Here is a 15441-nt window from a genome sequence, read left to right as displayed (position 1 = left end):
GGAAAGGACGGCGGCCATGCGCGCAGGCCGGATAGTTATGCTGGTACTGGGCACGATCAGCGCCCTCCTCGGACTGGCACTGCTCGCCGGTGCCGGCGCGGCGGGTTTCGCCAACTACCTGCAGCGCGACGGCGGGTACTTCACCACCCCGGCGGAACGCTACGTCACGAACTCCTACGCCCTCACCTCGCCCCGCTTGGACATCATGACCGAGAACGGCGTGCCGGACACCGTTCCGGTGGGCGTCGTGGGAAGTCTCATGCTGAGCGGCTCCGCGGATGCCGGCAAGGAAATCTTCATTGGAGTGGGCCCGCAGAGCGACGTCGCTGCCTATCTGGACGGCGTCAGTCATTCGGAGATCACCGCCGTGCGCTTCAACCCTTTCCGGGCGCTGTACCGGGATGTGGCCGGAGCCCAAATTCCGACCAGGCCGGCTGACCAAAGCTTCTGGGCCGCATCCGCCACAGGCGCGGGGGAACAGCAGCTGGAATGGGACCTGCGGTCCGGCAACTGGGCCGTGGTGATCATGAATGCCGACGGCAGTGCCCCCGTGACCGTGGACATGAAAGCCGGAGCACGCTCGGATCTGCTCTGGCCTGTTTTCGTCGGGCTGCTGACCGGCGGGATCGTGTTGCTGCTCATTGGCGTTCCCCTGATCGTGCTCGGCGCCATCGGGCTGGGCCGCGACAGCAACGGACCGCCCCGGCCCGGCCAGCGGCAGCCCCAGCCTGGAGATCCGCAAGCCGCGCCAGGCCATCCCGGGCCCCTGCCCGGAGCCCCGGCCCAGCCGGGCTACCCGCAAGCCCTGCCCGGAGCCCCGGCCCAGCCGGGCTACCCACAAGCCCTGCCTGCGGCAGCAGCCCCGCAGCTTTACGCGGCCGGCCCCGGCCCGGGTGCAGTATCGGTCTCTCCCCATGCTGCCGGCGTCGTCTATCCGGCCCGGCTCAGCGGTTATCTGGATCCCAACCTGTCCCGCTGGTTGTGGCTGGTTAAGTGGCTCCTGGCCATCCCACACTTCATCGTCCTGTTCTTCCTGTGGTTTGCCTTCGCGGTTGTCGTGATCGTGGCGTGGTTTGCGATTCTCTTCACCGGCCGGTACCCGCGCTCCCTGTTCAACTTCAACGTCGGCGTCCTCCGCTGGAGTTGGCGCGTATCGTTTTACTCCTACGGGGCTCTTGGCACGGACATGTATCCGCCGTTCACCCTGGCACGCACCGATTATCCGGCAGACTTCGACGTCGAGTACCCCGAGAAGCTCTCCCGCGGCCTGGTACTGGTGAAATCCTGGCTTCTGGCCATACCGCACCTGCTGATCATCTCGCTGCTGACCGGCACCACCCAGGCCTGGGTCTACCGCGACGGCCAGTGGGTACAGGGAGGGGCGGGTTTCTCGTTGTTCGGGCTCCTGGTCCTGATCGCCGGATTAATCCTGCTGTTCACCGGCGTCTATACGAGGGGGCTCTTCGACTTCCTGATGGGGCTGAACCGGTGGATCTATCGCGTGATGACCTACGTTTCCCTGATGCGCGATGAATACCCGCCATTCCATCTGGACATGGGCCCGCAGGATCCGGGTGACACCGCCGGACTTGCCGCCACCGCGCCCCCGGCCGGAACTGCTTCCGCCGCCAGCCCGGCCCCGCCACCCGGACCGGACGCTGCGCCGCGCACCTAGAACCCGCCGCGGTTATGGGGCCCGCCAACGCCCCCATAAATTTTTCCATGCATGTGCATCCAAACGCCCCACCCCGCCGGTAGTAGGGGTGTAAGCAAAAATCGCCCGCTGGTCGGGCCGTTGAAGGAGATGTACATGCGTACCAGCCTTTTCACTGCAGGAGCCGTGGCGATCGCGGCAGCTCTTACCCTTGCCGGCCCTGCCCAGGCGGCCGAGTCCGACGCCCAGCTTTCCGTTCTCCACGGCGTGCCGGGACTGACTGTTGACGTGTGGGTCAACGGTGAACGCACCCTTGACGATTTCGCGCCGGGCACCCTTGCCGGGCCGCTGGCCCTGCCGGCCGGCGACTATGACCTGGCCATCACCGCCGCTGATGCGGCGGACGCATCAGCCCCTGTGATCGGCCCCGTCAAGGTCACTCTTGCCGCCAGCGGTAACTACACCGCCGTGGCCAACCTTGACGCCGAGGGCAAGCCGACGGCCAACTTCTTTACCAACGACGTTTCGCAGATCGATGCCGGAAAGGGCAAGCTCACGGTCCGCCACACGGCAGCGGCCCCGGCCGTGGACATTCTGGCCGGCGGGTCTCCGGTGATTTCCGGCCTCGCCAACCCCAAGGAGGAAACGCTGACGCTGGATCCCGGCACCCTGTCCGCTGCCGTGGCGGCAGCCGGCACGACGGCCCCGGTGATTGGACCGGCAGATGTGACAGTCACAGAAGGCACCCACACGGTGGTGTACGCCTGGGGCAGCCTCGCGGATAAGAACCTGCAATTGGCGGTACAAACCATTGACGGTCTGCACTCTGCACCGGGAGGCGTTCCCGGGGCACGCGCAGGCGCGTCTGACGCCGGGACCGCCTCAGCCGGTCAGACGGCCACGACGGTAGGCGTCGGCGCCGCGGCGCTCCTGTTGCTCGCCGGCGGGGTCGTTTTTGCCCGCAGGCAGCCGGCCGTCCGCCGCAACAGCTAGCACCCCGCAACCGGTTTCCGGCCGCCCGGCTCCCCCTCCGGGCGGCCGGCCGCTGCTCCTCCCCAGGAAGGACGGACATGAAACCCACCGCGACGGCGGAAGCCACCGTCCGGCCGCCGGCTCGTGACCGGAGGACGGCAGCACGACGGCGGCGACTCCCCGCACGCCTGGCAGCTGCTGCCGTTGGCGCGGTGCTGCTGCTCGGTGGCTGCGCTGCCGCGGGGACCGTTCAGACGCCAGTGGCCGCGGAGGGAAGTGAACTCCGGGCGGCCGGCCCGGGCGCCAGTCGCCCGGCCGCAGCTGGACCACAGGCCCTGCCCGCGGCGCCTCCCACACCTGCAGCCGTTCCCAAACCAGCTGTCCCGGTCCGGCCCGCAAGCCCGCTGAGCCAGCCGGCCCCGGATCCGGCCCCAAGTTTCCTCAGCGTGGACGGGACCACCATCAACCTGCCGGTGGTGCAGGTAGGCGTGAGCCCGGACGGTGCCATGGAGATCCCCGAACCCTTTGATGAGGCCGGGTGGTACCGCTTCGGGCCGGCTCCCGGAGCCGCCGCCGGGACCGCCGTCCTGGCGGCGCACGTTGACACGACCTCGGAGAATGCTCCCTTCTCCCAACTCAAGACAGTTGTCCCGGGCACCCTCGTCCAGGTGCAGCGGGTGGGAGCCCCGGCCCTGACCTACCGGGTGACCGGAGTGGAGCTCATGGCCAAGGACGCGTTTGACGGTGCGTCCGTCTTCCGGCGCGACGGACCTCCCCAGCTCAAGCTCGTAACCTGCGGCGGCCGATGGCTGGACGAACAACAGGACTACGGCGACAATGTGATTGTCACGGCGGTACCGGCTTGATGCGGGACGCTGCGCTTGTCGTCGCCATCAGCAGCGGAAAGGAGCCAGGCTTGGCACCTTTCGAGAGCTCTTCCGTGTGGGATGCGGGGCTGAACGACGCGTTTGCTGCCGGCGACGAGACCGTGCTGGTCGAGGCGTACCGTCAGTTTTCTCCCATGGTGCATGCCTTGGCGCTCCGCTCACTGCGGAACAACGCTGCTGCTGACGACGTCACCCAGGACGTCTTTATTCGGGTGTGGCGCTCGCGGTCGGCGTTCGACCCGACGAAGGCGAGGCTCCCGGCCTGGATCGTGGGCATCACCAGGAATGTGATTAACGACGCCCAGGCATCCTCCACGAGGGAAACCCGGAAGGTGCTGGCCGCCGTCGAGCTCTCACCGATTCCCGACGAAGGCGCCGGGCACGCGGCCGCGGAGCTGCTGGCGGACCGGCTGCTGCTGGACGGTGAGTTGGAAAGGCTGGGTGAGCCGCAGGGATCCATCCTCAAGCTCGCCTTTTACGAGGACCTGACGCATTCGCAGATCTCACAGAAACTGGACCTGCCGCTTGGTACGGTCAAAAGCCACATCCGCCGCAGTTTGTCCCAGCTCAGAAGCCGATTGGAGGTAGAACGTGCAACATCTTGATCCGGAGTCCCTGAGCCTGCTGGCCCTCGGGGAAGAGCTCGGAGATGACGCCACACACCACCTCCGTTCTTGCGCCACATGCGCCGGGGACTACGCGGGACTTCGCCGCGCTGTCGTGGCGGTGCGGCCCGGCCCGGACTCCGCGGCGCTGAAAGCGCCGGGGCCGCAGGTGTGGGCTGGAATCCATGGTGCCCTGGGGCTGTCCAGCGCCGTGGCCGCCGATCCGCTGGGAACCCCGACGGCGGGAGCCGGGCCGTCGTCACCGTCACCGGACGGCCCTGCCCCACCGTCCGGTGCCGCCGAGCCGCTCCGTCTAACGGGCCGCGGCGGGCTGCGGGACGTCGACGGCGGCCGCGGCTGGCTCCGCCGCCCCGGGGTATGGCTGGCGGCGGCTGCCGCCACAGCGCTGCTGGCCGCCGGCGTCTTCTGGTCCGTGCAACAGAACCAACCGGCCGTGACCCCGCTGGCCCGGGCACTACTCGCGCCCGTGGACCAGCATTCAGCCACCGGCTCGGCCCGGGTGGTTGAGTCCAAGGACGGTCAGCGCACCCTGGAGATCCACGTCGACAAGAACGAGGCCCGAGGGTACCAGGAGGTCTGGCTGATCGCGCCGGACCTGTCACGGCTCGTGAGCCTGGGCGTGATGACCTCGGACTCCGGCATTTTTTCGGTGCCGGCGGGCTTGAATCTGGGTGATTACCCGATCGTGGACGTATCCGATGAACCGGTTGACGGCGATCCCGCGCACTCGAGCGTGAGCATCGTCCGCGGAACTCTCGCTTCCTGATCGTGCCCGCCCCTCTTGCCAGCAGTGTCCGGCGAGAACATAGTGGAGGGAATTTACCACTCCAGCCGGGAGGCAGGCGATCATGCGGAACAACGAGGTGCCGGGTAGCGGTTTGCTGGAGGGCAAGACCGCATTGGTTTACGGCGCGGGAGGTTCCATTGGCGGCGCCGTGGCCCGGGCTTTCGCGGCAGAGGGCGCCGTTGTGCACCTCGCCGGACGCACGGAGCCTGCGTTGGAAAAAGTAGCGCGGGACATCCTGGAAGCCGGCGGACAGGCGGACACCGCCGTCGTGGATGCCCTGGACGAGGAACAGGTGGACGCTTTCGTGGGCCGTGCGGCCCGGAAAAGCAAACGGATAGACATCTCCTTTAACGCCATTTCCTTCGGCGACGTCCAACAGCCGCTGATGGAGATCGACGTCAATGACTTCATCCAGCCAGTCACCCTGGCCAGCCGCACCCATTTCCTCACCACCCGGGCGGCGGCGACCCACATGATCAAGCAACGCTCCGGAGTGGTGCTGATGTTCGGCGGCTCCGGACCCCAGACGCTGCCTGGTCTCGGGGGCTTCAAAGTGGCCTTGGACGCGATGGAAGGGCTGCGCCGGCAATGGGCGCTGGAACTCGGCAGACATGGAATCCGCGTGGTGACCATGGTCTCCGGCGGGATTGTTGAGACGATTCCCTGGCAGGCGGAGGGCCGGGAAGAGATCGTCGAGGAGATCGCCAGGTCCGCGCACCTGAACCGCACCGCAACGCTGGCCGACGTCGGAAACGTGGCCTGCTTCGCCGCCTCGGACAAGGCCGGTGCCATCACCGACGCCACGGTCAACATTTCTGCCGGCGCGATCGTGGACTATTAGCGACGGCAGAGGCGGCCGGTCCCCTACTGGACCGTGACCTTGATCCGTTGGACGGCGTTGTTGCCCATGCCCTGATAGTTCCAGACCTGTTCCAGCGGCTGGGTGGCACCACTGGCGTCCGTGGCGCGGCAGGCCAGCTCGTGTTCGCCAGGATCAGCTATCCAGGGCAGGGACCAGGCGCACCAGGCGAAGGGGGCTGCCGGGCGTTCGAGCTGTGCCGGGCTCCATGTGCCGTCGATGCCCACCTCGACCTGCTGGACCGCACCTCCGCCTGACCACGCCTTCCCGGCCAGCATCACCGGGCCGGGAGGCAGCACCCGGTGCCGCGTAAAGAAGTCCGGGATGCCCGGCGGGATCATGAGCGAGCGCACTTTCATCCAGGTGACGGGGACGCCAGCGTCGTCCGCGTTTTGCTGGTAACGGTAGGCGACCGCCTGCTGGAAACCCTCGTACGGTGCAGTCAGGACCTTGATCGTGGAGAGCCACTTGACGCTGGCCATGCCGTACCAGCCGGGCACCACCAGGCGCACCGGGTAGCCGTGCTGCGGGGACAGGTCGGTTCCGTTCATCCGGTAGGCCAGCACGATGTCAGGCCGCAGCGCCTCGGCGATCGGCAGGCTCCGGGCGAACTGCTGCCGCACCCCGCCCTGGATCCCCGTGTCGGCACCGGTGAAAAGGACTTCCACGGCACCGTCCTGCACCCCGGCCTGGGTCAACAGGTAAGCGAGTGGAACTCCGGCCCAGACGGCGGTGCCCACGGCTTCGAGGAGCCAGGGCTGGCTCAGCGGCCGGGGCCGCAGCAGCGAGCGGCCGTTGCCGGCGCATTCGAGGGTCACAGGGATACTGACCCGCGGCGCCCGGCGGAGTGCTTTGAGGTTCAACTCCAGGGACCGCTGCACGGCCCCGCTGATCTGCAGGTGCCAGCGCTCGGCCTCGAGGAACGGGATATCGAAGTGCGTGAGCGCGTAATGCAGGCCCGGCGGCGTCAGGTCTTCCCGCAACGCCTCCAGCGGCAGCGAATGATTCCGCGCCGCGAGCTGGAGTTCCTCGCCTGTCAGCGGTCCGTAGCTGGGTTCACCGGCGTGTTCCCCGGGTTTCCGGCCGGAGCGCGCGGTTTTCAGGATGGACGAGTGGGGGGAGGGCTGTCTTGGCATGGCACTGCGATTCTGGTCCGGACCAGCCCGGTTTTGGACCGGTGTCACCTGTAGTCAGGTCTACGCCGCACCCCGGAAGCCGTCAAGACCGGGCCGGCCCGGCAACCGCCCGCTAAATCTTGTGCGAATCGTCCAGCAACTGCGTCAGGCTGAGCGGCTCGCGGCCGGTGAGTTCGTGGACCGCCGGCGTCGGCCCGGCCAGTTCCCCGGCGGCGATCGCAGTGTAAGTGCTCACCCAGGCGTCCACCTGCCACCGGGGAACCTCGAACGGGGCCCTTGAAGCGTAAGCCTCCTCCAGCGTCTCGTTCTGGAATGTGATGGTGCGGCCGGTCTTGGCGGTGAGGAGGTCCGCGGCCGTGGCCAGGGAGATATCCTCAGGACCTGTGAGGCTGTAGGTGCGGCCAACATGCAGGGCGGGGTCCCGGAGCACGGCCACGGCGGACCGGGCAATGTCCGCCCGGGCCACAGCCGCCATGGCGCCCTGCCCGGCGGGCCCGCGGATAACGCCGTCGTCCCCGGCCAGCAGAGGCAGGAAATCCAGGTAGAAGTTGTCCCGGAGGAAGGTGAACTCCATCCCGGAGGCCCTGATGTGCTCCTCTGTGGCGAAGTGGTCCCGGCCCAGGGTGAAGGTGCAGTCGGGGGCGGCACCGAAGAACGAGGTGTAAACGATGTGCTGCACGCCAACTGCTGCCGCCGCGTCCACGAAGGTGCGGTGCTGTTGCAGCCGGTCCTCAGCCTCCGCAGCGGACACCATGAACAGCGTCTGCACTCCCGTGAGGGCTGATTCCGAGAGTATCCGGTCAGCGTAGGTGAAGATGCCGGGCACGGCTCCTTGCAATTCCGGTGCCCGGCCGGGGTCGCGCACGAGCAGCCGTTGCCGGCTGCCGGCGTCGGCCAACTGGCGCGCCACCAGGCCCCCCAGATGTCCGGTGGAACCGGTGACGGCGAGCGTGGGCGCGCCGGCCACGGACCTAGGCCTCCCGGGAGGCGGGAGACTTGGTCTGTGCCGGGTCGCGTTCGGCCAGGGCTCCGATTGCGGCGTCGATTTTGTCCATGATCCCGGTGTCCAGCTTGACGCCGGCTGCCGCGACGTTTTTCTCGATCTGCTCAGGCCGGGAGGCGCCCATAATGGCGGAGGCAACATTCTTGTTCTGCAGGACCCAGGCGATGCTCAGCTGGGCCATGGTCAGCCCGGCCTCGTCCGCAATTGGCTTGAGCTGCTGCACACCGGTGAGGACCTCGTCGGACATCCAGCGCTCGATCATCTTGGATCCGCCCTTGGCGTCCGTGGCGCGGCTGCCCTCCGGGGCCGGTTTGCCGGGGTGGTATTTCCCGCTCAGCACACCCTGCGCCATGGGGGACCAGACGATCTGCGACAAGCCGAGCTCCTCTGATGTTGGAACAACCTCGGCCTCGATAACCCGCCACAGCATGGAGTACTGCGGCTGGTTGGAGATCAGCTGGAAGCCGAGGTCCTTGGCGAGGGCGTGGCCGTCGCGGATCTGGTTGGCGGTCCATTCGCTCACGCCGATGTAGAGGGCCTTGCCCTGCCGCACGATGTCCGCGAAGGCCTGCATGGTCTCTTCCAGCGGGGTTTCGTAGTCATAGCGGTGGGCCTGGTACAGATCCACGTAGTCGGTCTGCAGGCGGGTCAGGGACCCGTTGATGGCCTCCATGATGTGCTTGCGGGACAACCCGAGATCGTTGTGGCCCTTGGGGCCGGTGGGGCCGAAGACCTTTGTGAAGATCTCCACCGATTCGCGCCGCTCCTCCCGGAGGGCCCCACCCAGCACGGTCTCCGCCGCCGTATTGGCGTACACATCGGCGGTGTCGAAGGTGCTGATGCCGGCGTCCAGCGCGGCTCGAACGCACTGGGTGGCAACCTGGTTCTCCACCTGCGACCCGTGTGTGAGCCAGTTGCCGAAGGTGATTTCCGATATTTTGAAGCCGCTGTTCCCGAGGTATCTGAATTCCATGGGTTTCACCGTAGCCGACTTGGCTGCCGGGGGTAAGGCCTCAGCCGGCTTTGCGTTCCTGGGCATGGGCCGCGGGCTTGGGCCGGTGGTTGGCCTGCTGGCCTGCAGCTTCGGCCGCGGGCGCACCCTGGGATTTCCGGGGCAGCGGGAACCGGCCGGGGCGGGATACCAGCGAACCCGTGTCCAGCAGGGAGTTCACAGCGGGCACCGGCGCCTTCTTGAAGGCGGCCGGCCCGGTGCCGGGCCGGCCGTTCGGGTCGGTGGCCGATTCCACCAGCGGTGCGACGGCGGTGAGGTCGCGCGCCGGAGCGGCCGGGTCCGGCAGTTCGCGCACAGAGACCCTGACCGCGGGCGCTGCTTCCGCCTTGGCGCGGGCGGCGGCACGGCCGTCAGCCCGCGCAACGGCGGCGGCCCAGCCGGGCGAAAGGGTGGCTTCGTTCTTGGCGGCCTTGGCAGGCCTCGCCGGCTTGGCCGGTGGGGCAGCCTTGGGCCCTTTGGCCGGCGGGCGATTCCCGGTGGTGCCGGCAAACCGGACGGTGGTGTTCCGTTGCGAAGTTCCGGCGGTCTTGCGGCCAGTCCTGAACAGCGCGCGCCCCAGGCCCATGACGGTCACTGCGCACAGCCGGCCGAGGCCCGCGATCACCAAGGTGGCCACGAAGACCAGGAACAGGCCGAAGAACATGACGAGCGCCACTGCCAAGGTGCCAAAGAATGTCAGGTTCAGGGCGATGGTTGTCGGATCTCCCATTTCACCTCTCCTCACTGGCCTTCAACGCGACGCGCCCGCCTGGCACGGCGGGTCGCGGCACCCCTAACCATACGGACTTTTTCCCCCGGAGACGCAGGTATTCGGCTTCCCGGCCAAGTCGTGTCGAAGCTGTTACACCGGCCGCCCTGTGGTGCCGCTGGACGGTGGTTTATAGTCGGTAGCAGCCCCGCCGGCGCCCCCGGCCTCCGGAGAGGACCCTGTGACACCCCCAGCAGCCAACAGCCCGGGGACCCCCGGTCCCGGCCCGGTCCCGTTCCTTGGCAACTGCCCCTGCCTTTCCGGTGAACAGTACGCCGAGTGCTGTGGCCGGTACCACAGCGGTGAAGGGCACGCTTCAACAGCCGAGGGGCTGATGCGCTCCCGGTACAGCGCCTTCGTGGTGCTCGACGCCGGCTACCTCTTGCGGACCTGGCATCCGGACTCACGGCCGGGCGCGGTGGACTTGGAACCTGATACCACCTGGCGTCGGCTGGACATCATCTCCACCTCGGGCGGCGGACCATTCGATACGGAGGGGACCGTCGAGTTCAAGGCCCATTACCGGCACGGCGGCGAACGCGGCGTCCACCACGAGACGAGCCGCTTCCGGCGGGTTGACCGCCGCTGGTATTACCTTGATGCCGTCTCTTAGCGTTCCCCGGTCCTGTCCGCCGGGGTGAACCCGGCGCGGTCCACCTTGCGGTGGAAGTGCATGCCCGCCGTTCCGCCGAGGACGGCGCCGACAAGGGCCACCGCAGCCACCACCACCGCGGCAAGGATACTGGTGGTGGTCAATTCACCCTCATTGACCGGAATGCGCGGGAAGCTGTTAAGCTGCGCCAGGACGTTGTACTTCTGGCCGGCCACCACGCCGAGAATGGCAACGATCACCGCGACGATGAGCGCCCAGACCCACACCATGAAGCCTTGCTTGGTGCCATTGAAGCGCGCCATCCGGCCCGCGACGTAGCCGCCGCAGTAATAGGACACGAAGAGGATCACCAGCAGCACGATAATGCCGACGAGCCCCACAGTCTCATTGCCGGAGGTGACGGCCGCATTGACGTCCGTATTCGTGGCAAGCCCGACGGCGGTGCCGGCGGCTGCAACCAGCGCGGTCAGCAACACGGCCATGCCGGTGGCAGCGAGCCAGCCGAAGAATGCGGAGCCAACCTTGATGCCACCGAACTGCTCCTTCTCGCGGGCCACGACGCTTTCGCGGGTAGGTACCTCGGGGACGGTCTCATAAGCTGGCTGCTCCTGGCGCACCGGCTCTTCGTGGCGCACGGCGGTCACCGGCCCGGTGCGGACCACATCCTGAGCGCGGGTGGGTGCGGTGGTCCCGGCTCCGGCGGGGATGACACGGGTTTCAGTGGTGCGGGTGTCCTCGCGGCGGTCTGCATCCTGGCGGGCGTCGTGGACCCGGGCGTCCGGGCTGGCGCCTGCTTCCTCGTTCCGGACGCGTCGAGGATCGCGATCTTCGGGGCCTACTGGGCTGCTCATGAGGACTGCTCACTTTCACTGAAATTGCGGGGCCGTTGGTGGGCCGGTTGCCGCACGGCGCGGGCCGGCGTTCGAATCGTGTCCAGCTAAGCACGGGCGGTACAAGGTAGCAAGGATGCTTACTATTTCCCTCCGCCGGGTTGTCTGGCGCCGACGCGCCCGCTCAACGGTATTTCCGGTGCAGATTCGGCTTGACCGACGCGCGCGGGCCGGCGTCGGCTATCCACGGACCGGTGCCCTCGGACTGATCCAGCACACCTGCCTCCAGCCATTCATGGTTCCCGGCCAGGACCTTTCGGGAGACAACCAGGTCGCTGTCGTCGGTGTTCCTCCAGAGCTGATCAAAATACTCATCAACCCGCACCCGGGCCTGTTCGCAAAACGCCTCGGCAAGTTCGTAGGCGGAAGCGCCTTTCTCCGGGGCGGTCCGCAACAGCATTTCCGCCCGGGAACAGGACGCGGCCATGGCAAACAGCTCGGCCCCGATATCCACGATCCGGCCCAGGAACGCCTGCTTGTGCTCAAGCTTCGCCTGCCACCGGCCCATGCCATAGAACGTCTGCCGCGCCAGCCGCCGGGAGGACCGCTCCACGAAGCGCAGCTGCTTCGCGAGCCGGCCAAATTCGGTGTAGGACCGCGGGTCCATGCCGGCCCCGGCCACCAGCCGGGGCAGCCATTTTGCGTAGAAACCGGACGCTCCGACCGCAGCCCTGGCCTTCTCGGACAGGCTGGCGTCCGCGGAGGCGAGGTCCCCGGCCGCTGCAAGGTGCGCGTCCACGGCCTCGCGGGCGATCAGCAGTTTCATGATCTCCGAGGATCCCTCGAAAATACGGTTGATGCGCAGGTCACGGAGCTGCTGCTCAGCCGGCACTGCACGCTCACCCCGTGCCTGAAGCGAGTCCGCCGTCTCAAAGCCGCGGCCGCCGCGGATCTGGACCAATTCATCGGCGATCCGGCAGCTGATCTCGGTGGACCACAGCTTGGCCAGAGCGGCCTCGATCCGGACGTCCTTTTGGCCGGCATCGGCCATCTCGGCGGACAACTCGAAGACGGCGTCGAGTGCGAAAGAACTGGCCGCTATGAAAGCGATCTTCTTGCCCACGGCTTCATGTTCGCCCACCGGGCGGCCCCACTGGGTGCGGGCATTGGACCACTCACGGGCGATCTTCAGGCTCCACCGACCCGAGGCGACGCAGAGCGCAGGAAGCGCGAGCCGGCCGGTGTTGAGCGTGCTGAGGGCAATCTTCAGGCCCTGGCCCTCGCGGCCCAGGCGGTTGGCGGCAGGCACCCGGACCTGGTGGAACCGGGTGACACCGTTCTCGATGCCGCGCAGGCCCATGAACGCATTGCGGTTTTCCACCGTGATGCCGGGGGAGTCCATCTCGACGACGAAGGCGCTGATTCCGCCCTTGTGCACGGTGCCGTCATCGCCTGTGCGGGAGGGAACCACCGCCATGACCACCACGAGCTCGGCGATCACGCCGTTGGTGGTCCAGAGCTTAACTCCGTCCAGGAGGTAGGATTTCCCGTCTTCGGAGGGGACGGCGGTGCTGCCCATCCGGGCAGGGTCGGAGCCGACGTCGGGCTCTGTCAGCAGGAACGCGGTAATGGCCCCGGCCGCGCAGCGCGGCAGGTATTCCTGTTTCTGTTCCGGAGTGCCGAACACTTTGACCGGCTCCGGTACGCCAATGGACTGGTGTGCCGAGAGTAAGGCGCCGAGGCTGGGGTGGACCGAACCCAGCAGCCCCAGCGCGCGTCCGTAGTACACGAGTGAGAGGCCGAGGCCGCCGTAATCCCGGGGGATCTTCATGCCGAAAACACCCAGCTCGGCGAGGCCCTTGAGGTATTCGTCCGGAATTTGTGCGTCGCGCTCAATGGTGCGCCCGGACATAGTTCGGCAGTAGTCGGTGAGGCGGGCCATGAATTCCTCCCCGCGTTCGACGTCGTCCGCAGGGGCCTCCGGCCAGGGGTGGATCAGGCTGAGGTCAAAGGAGCCCAGGTACAGGCCCTTGGCAAAACTGGGCCGGTCCCAGCTGGTGTCCCGGGCGGCCTCGGTGATGGCCCGTGCATCGGCCGCGGTGGCGTCCGGGCCGATCGCCTCGGTCGGGATGGGGACATCCGCGGCAGGGCTGTCGGCTGCAGTGCCAGTGGCTGGGTTCTCAACGGCGGAGCTCATCGGGCATCTCCTCTAACCGGGGTTACCGGCTCGAGCCCTGGATCCGCCGTGGGTGGAAGACCCTTCAGCTGTCCCGCAATACTACCCGCGGGTAAGTGCCCGTGCTAGGGGCCGATTGACCCCTAAATTCGGCCGCAATGTCCCCGACGAAGTCACCGGAAAAGTCGCCCGGGAGCCCTGCCCGGGAGGCATGGTGCACCAGCCGGTCCCAAGCGTGGTTGATGCCGTGGACCAGGCCCAGCAGGACGTTCGCGGCAACAAGCCAGGTAAACCGTCCCACACCCACCAGGACCATGGCCACGAAGGCCGCCGTCATCATGAACGCCGCGATCACCAGGGCAAACACGAGAGTTCCGATAAAGACCAGTGTTGCCGTCTCCACCGCGCTAAGGTCAAACTGCATTTTTCCCCCTGCACCATTTGCATCTGTTCAATCAGTAGCCCGAGCGTAGGGTGCCGAAAGCGTGCCAGCCAGAGTCCACGACGCGTGCCGGGGCTCTTGATATGGGATCGAAATACTACTGGGGCGTAGGTCACGGAGCGGTTGCGGAGACTCCGCCCGGACGGGCTTCCGTGACGTGCCCGGGCCTGCGTTAACCTTGTAGCTGGCAGTTTTTCCTGTTCCGCTGCCCCAACCCAGATCCCACGGCAGTTAAAGGAGGGTGCGTGTCCCGCTCCGCCCTGTCCTCCGCCGACGCCATCACCGCCAGGCTGCGGGACCTTGAACTCCTGACCAAGGGCCCGGCATGGGCCCTGACCCGCTCGGCGCCCTGGGTGATCGCTGTGCTGCAGGCCTCTTTCACCCGCACCAGGCCCCAGCTTCCGCTGGAACAGTTCCACGCCGACGTCGACGCCTTCCTCGAGCAGCTCCGCCGCCAGGACCCTGTGCTGGGCGGAACAGCCAACGGGAAATCGTTCGGCGACGAGTGGACCCGCAAGAACTTCCTGACCCGGCGCAACCAGTCCGGGCAGATCGTGTACGAGGTCACCGAACCCGCCGCCCGGGTCCTCGCCTTTTTAGACAGCCTCTCCAGTGAGCGTTCCACGCTCAACGGTTCGCGGCTCGGCACCCTGCTCGGCGACGTCGAGAAGCTTGCCAACGAGACCAACCCTGACCAAAGCGCCCGGCTGGAATCCCTCGAGGAGGAGATCGGCGAACGGCGCCAGCTGATCTTGGACATCAGCTCCGGCGGCGTTGACGGGCTGCTCGACGACGACGAAGCAGTCGAGGCCGCCGGCAACATCCTGGACCTGGCCGCCAGCCTGCCCGCAGATTATAAGAAGATGCGTGACCGGATCGAGGAGCTGGTGGGCGAGCTCCGCAACCAGATCATCGAAGAATCCCTCAGCAAGGGCGCCACGATGGCCCAAGTGCTGGAAGCGGACAAACGGCTCCGGCAGAGCCCCGAGGGCAGAACATTCCGGTCCTTCACGGCATTCCTGGAGGACCCGCAGCAGCAACTGCGTTTCCGGTCAGCGATCGGCGAGGTACTCAGCCGGCAGTTCGCCGATGACCTCAGCCACGACGAACGGGAGACGCTGAAAAACCTGGTGGCGGAACTGCGGACCCAGCACAGCCAGATCCAGCGGATCTACGGCAAGCTCAGCGAAAGCCTCAACACCTACGTCCAGAGCGATGATTTCCGCCAGTCTGTCCGCCTCCGCAAGGTCCTGCGCGAGGCCGAACAGGCTGTCAGGTCCCTGCCGTACGAGCGTGAAAGGCCCGGACTGGTCCGAGGCCCGGTACTTTTCAACGCCGGGTTCGAATCCCTGGCCATGGTCAAGCTGTTCGACCCGGACGAATTCGCGGCCCCGCCAAAGCTGGCCGACCCAATCGCGTTCAGCGACTCGGACCGGGTGCGGTCGCCGCGGACCGGCAAAGCCAGCCCTTCGGCAATCCGCGCAGCCATGGCCGGCACCGCCACCCTGGCTGAGGCCTGGGGGCAGCTTCCGGCCGGGGAACGCCACATCAATTCGATCCGCGCCCTGCTCTCCTCCGCCCTGCTCGGCGGCGCCGGCTTTGACCGCGACGCCTGGGACACGCTGGACTTCGAACAGATCGACGGCTCCACGCGCACCGCGTACCTGCCGATCGTCACGCTCAAGAAGGATTGAAG

General features: G+C 67.2%; 15 protein-coding genes. 8 read left to right on the top strand and 7 right to left on the bottom strand.

What is annotated here, in order from left to right:
- Positions 1-16 precede the first annotated feature (16 nt).
- The 6 genes from RCH15_RS04735 (at position 17) to RCH15_RS04710 (ending at position 5767) form a co-directional block, all read left to right on the top strand.
- Positions 17-1675 carry a DUF4389 domain-containing protein gene (locus tag RCH15_RS04735; protein WP_326958583.1) on the top strand — a complete coding sequence of 553 codons (1659 nt, stop codon included), beginning with the start codon at positions 17-19 and terminating at the stop codon, positions 1673-1675.
- Positions 1676-1810: 135 nt separating this feature from the next.
- Positions 1811-2647 carry a DUF4397 domain-containing protein gene (locus RCH15_RS04730; protein WP_326958581.1) on the top strand — a complete coding sequence of 279 codons (837 nt, stop codon included), beginning with the start codon at positions 1811-1813 and terminating at the stop codon, positions 2645-2647.
- A 425-nt stretch (positions 2648-3072) separates the two neighbouring features.
- The gene (locus RCH15_RS04725) at positions 3073-3492 is read left to right on the top strand and encodes a class F sortase (protein WP_326958579.1); all 420 of its coding nucleotides are present in this window, start codon (positions 3073-3075) and stop codon (positions 3490-3492) included.
- Complete coding sequence (locus RCH15_RS04720; protein WP_326958577.1) at positions 3492-4118, top strand: RNA polymerase sigma factor; 627 nt, start codon at positions 3492-3494, stop codon at positions 4116-4118. Before RCH15_RS04725 ends, RCH15_RS04720 begins: the two co-directional genes overlap by 1 nt.
- Positions 4105-4905, top strand: a complete 801-nt coding sequence (locus RCH15_RS04715; RefSeq protein ID WP_326958575.1) for an anti-sigma factor domain-containing protein — start codon at positions 4105-4107, stop codon at positions 4903-4905. The genes RCH15_RS04720 and RCH15_RS04715 overlap by 14 nt, the downstream gene beginning before the upstream one ends.
- Positions 4906-4987: 82 nt before the next feature.
- The gene (locus RCH15_RS04710) at positions 4988-5767 is read left to right on the top strand and encodes an SDR family NAD(P)-dependent oxidoreductase (protein WP_326958573.1); all 780 of its coding nucleotides are present in this window, start codon (positions 4988-4990) and stop codon (positions 5765-5767) included.
- A gap of 23 nt (positions 5768-5790) precedes the next feature.
- On the opposite strand, the gene RCH15_RS04705 is transcribed toward RCH15_RS04710, so the two are convergent.
- From RCH15_RS04705 to RCH15_RS04690, 4 genes are all read right to left on the bottom strand, one after another.
- Entirely contained in the window at positions 5791-6921 is a 1131-nt protein-coding gene (locus RCH15_RS04705) for a sulfite oxidase (RefSeq protein WP_326958571.1), read from the bottom strand.
- 112 nt (positions 6922-7033) lie between these two features.
- Entirely contained in the window at positions 7034-7888 is an 855-nt protein-coding gene (locus RCH15_RS04700) for an SDR family oxidoreductase (RefSeq protein WP_326958568.1), read from the bottom strand.
- A 4-nt stretch (positions 7889-7892) separates the two neighbouring features.
- Positions 7893-8897 carry an aldo/keto reductase family protein gene (locus RCH15_RS04695; protein WP_326958566.1) on the bottom strand — a complete coding sequence of 335 codons (1005 nt, stop codon included), beginning with the start codon at positions 8895-8897 and terminating at the stop codon, positions 7893-7895.
- A gap of 40 nt (positions 8898-8937) precedes the next feature.
- Entirely contained in the window at positions 8938-9645 is a 708-nt protein-coding gene (locus RCH15_RS04690; RefSeq protein ID WP_326958564.1) for a hypothetical protein, read from the bottom strand.
- 220 nt (positions 9646-9865) lie between these two features.
- Between RCH15_RS04690 and RCH15_RS04685 the strand changes: the two genes are divergently transcribed.
- Positions 9866-10297: a YchJ family protein gene (locus RCH15_RS04685; protein WP_326958562.1), complete on the top strand. Its 432-nt coding sequence runs from the start codon at positions 9866-9868 to the stop codon at positions 10295-10297.
- Here RCH15_RS04685 and RCH15_RS04680 read toward each other — a convergent pair.
- The 3 genes from RCH15_RS04680 to RCH15_RS04670 form a co-directional block, all read right to left on the bottom strand.
- Positions 10294-11148, bottom strand: coding sequence for a YrzE family protein (locus RCH15_RS04680; protein WP_326958560.1), 855 nt, complete (start codon positions 11146-11148; stop codon positions 10294-10296). The genes RCH15_RS04685 and RCH15_RS04680 overlap by 4 nt on opposite strands.
- 163 nt (positions 11149-11311) lie before the next feature.
- A complete protein-coding gene (locus RCH15_RS04675) occupies positions 11312-13324 on the bottom strand; it encodes an acyl-CoA dehydrogenase family protein (RefSeq protein ID WP_326958558.1) in 2013 nt (670 codons plus the stop codon).
- Positions 13325-13388: 64 nt separating this feature from the next.
- Complete coding sequence (locus tag RCH15_RS04670) at positions 13389-13727, bottom strand: hypothetical protein (protein WP_326958556.1); 339 nt, start codon at positions 13725-13727, stop codon at positions 13389-13391.
- Between the two features lie 263 nt (positions 13728-13990).
- On the opposite strand from RCH15_RS04670, the gene RCH15_RS04665 reads away from it, so the two are divergent.
- Complete coding sequence (locus tag RCH15_RS04665; protein WP_326958554.1) at positions 13991-15439, top strand: DUF3375 family protein; 1449 nt, start codon at positions 13991-13993, stop codon at positions 15437-15439.
- Positions 15440-15441 lie beyond the last annotated feature (2 nt).

It is taken from the genome of Arthrobacter sp. MP_M4 (genome assembly GCF_035984855.1).
GTDB lineage: Bacteria > Actinomycetota > Actinomycetes > Actinomycetales > Micrococcaceae > Arthrobacter.
Note: the sequence above shows the minus strand (reverse complement) of the source record. Positions and strands in the feature narration are given on the sequence as shown.

Bases quoted from the DNA above. Each gene is read 5' to 3' on its own strand.
- RCH15_RS04735 (WP_326958583.1), top strand. From the start codon at position 17: ATGCGCGCAGGCCGGATAGTTATGCTGGTACTGGGCACGATCAGCGCC.
- RCH15_RS04730 (WP_326958581.1), top strand. From the start codon at position 1,811: ATGCGTACCAGCCTTTTCACTGCAGGAGCCGTGGCGATCGCGGCAGCT.
- RCH15_RS04720 (WP_326958577.1), top strand. From the start codon at position 3,492: ATGCGGGACGCTGCGCTTGTCGTCGCCATCAGCAGCGGAAAGGAGCCA.
- RCH15_RS04710 (WP_326958573.1), top strand. From the start codon at position 4,988: ATGCGGAACAACGAGGTGCCGGGTAGCGGTTTGCTGGAGGGCAAGACC.
- RCH15_RS04705 (WP_326958571.1), bottom strand. From the start codon at position 6,921: ATGCCAAGACAGCCCTCCCCCCACTCGTCCATCCTGAAAACCGCGCGC.
- RCH15_RS04695 (WP_326958566.1), bottom strand. From the start codon at position 8,897: ATGGAATTCAGATACCTCGGGAACAGCGGCTTCAAAATATCGGAAATC.
- RCH15_RS04690 (WP_326958564.1), bottom strand. From the start codon at position 9,645: ATGGGAGATCCGACAACCATCGCCCTGAACCTGACATTCTTTGGCACC.
- RCH15_RS04680 (WP_326958560.1), bottom strand. From the start codon at position 11,148: ATGAGCAGCCCAGTAGGCCCCGAAGATCGCGATCCTCGACGCGTCCGG.
- RCH15_RS04675 (WP_326958558.1), bottom strand. From the start codon at position 13,324: ATGAGCTCCGCCGTTGAGAACCCAGCCACTGGCACTGCAGCCGACAGC.
- RCH15_RS04670 (WP_326958556.1), bottom strand. From the start codon at position 13,727: ATGCAGTTTGACCTTAGCGCGGTGGAGACGGCAACACTGGTCTTTATC.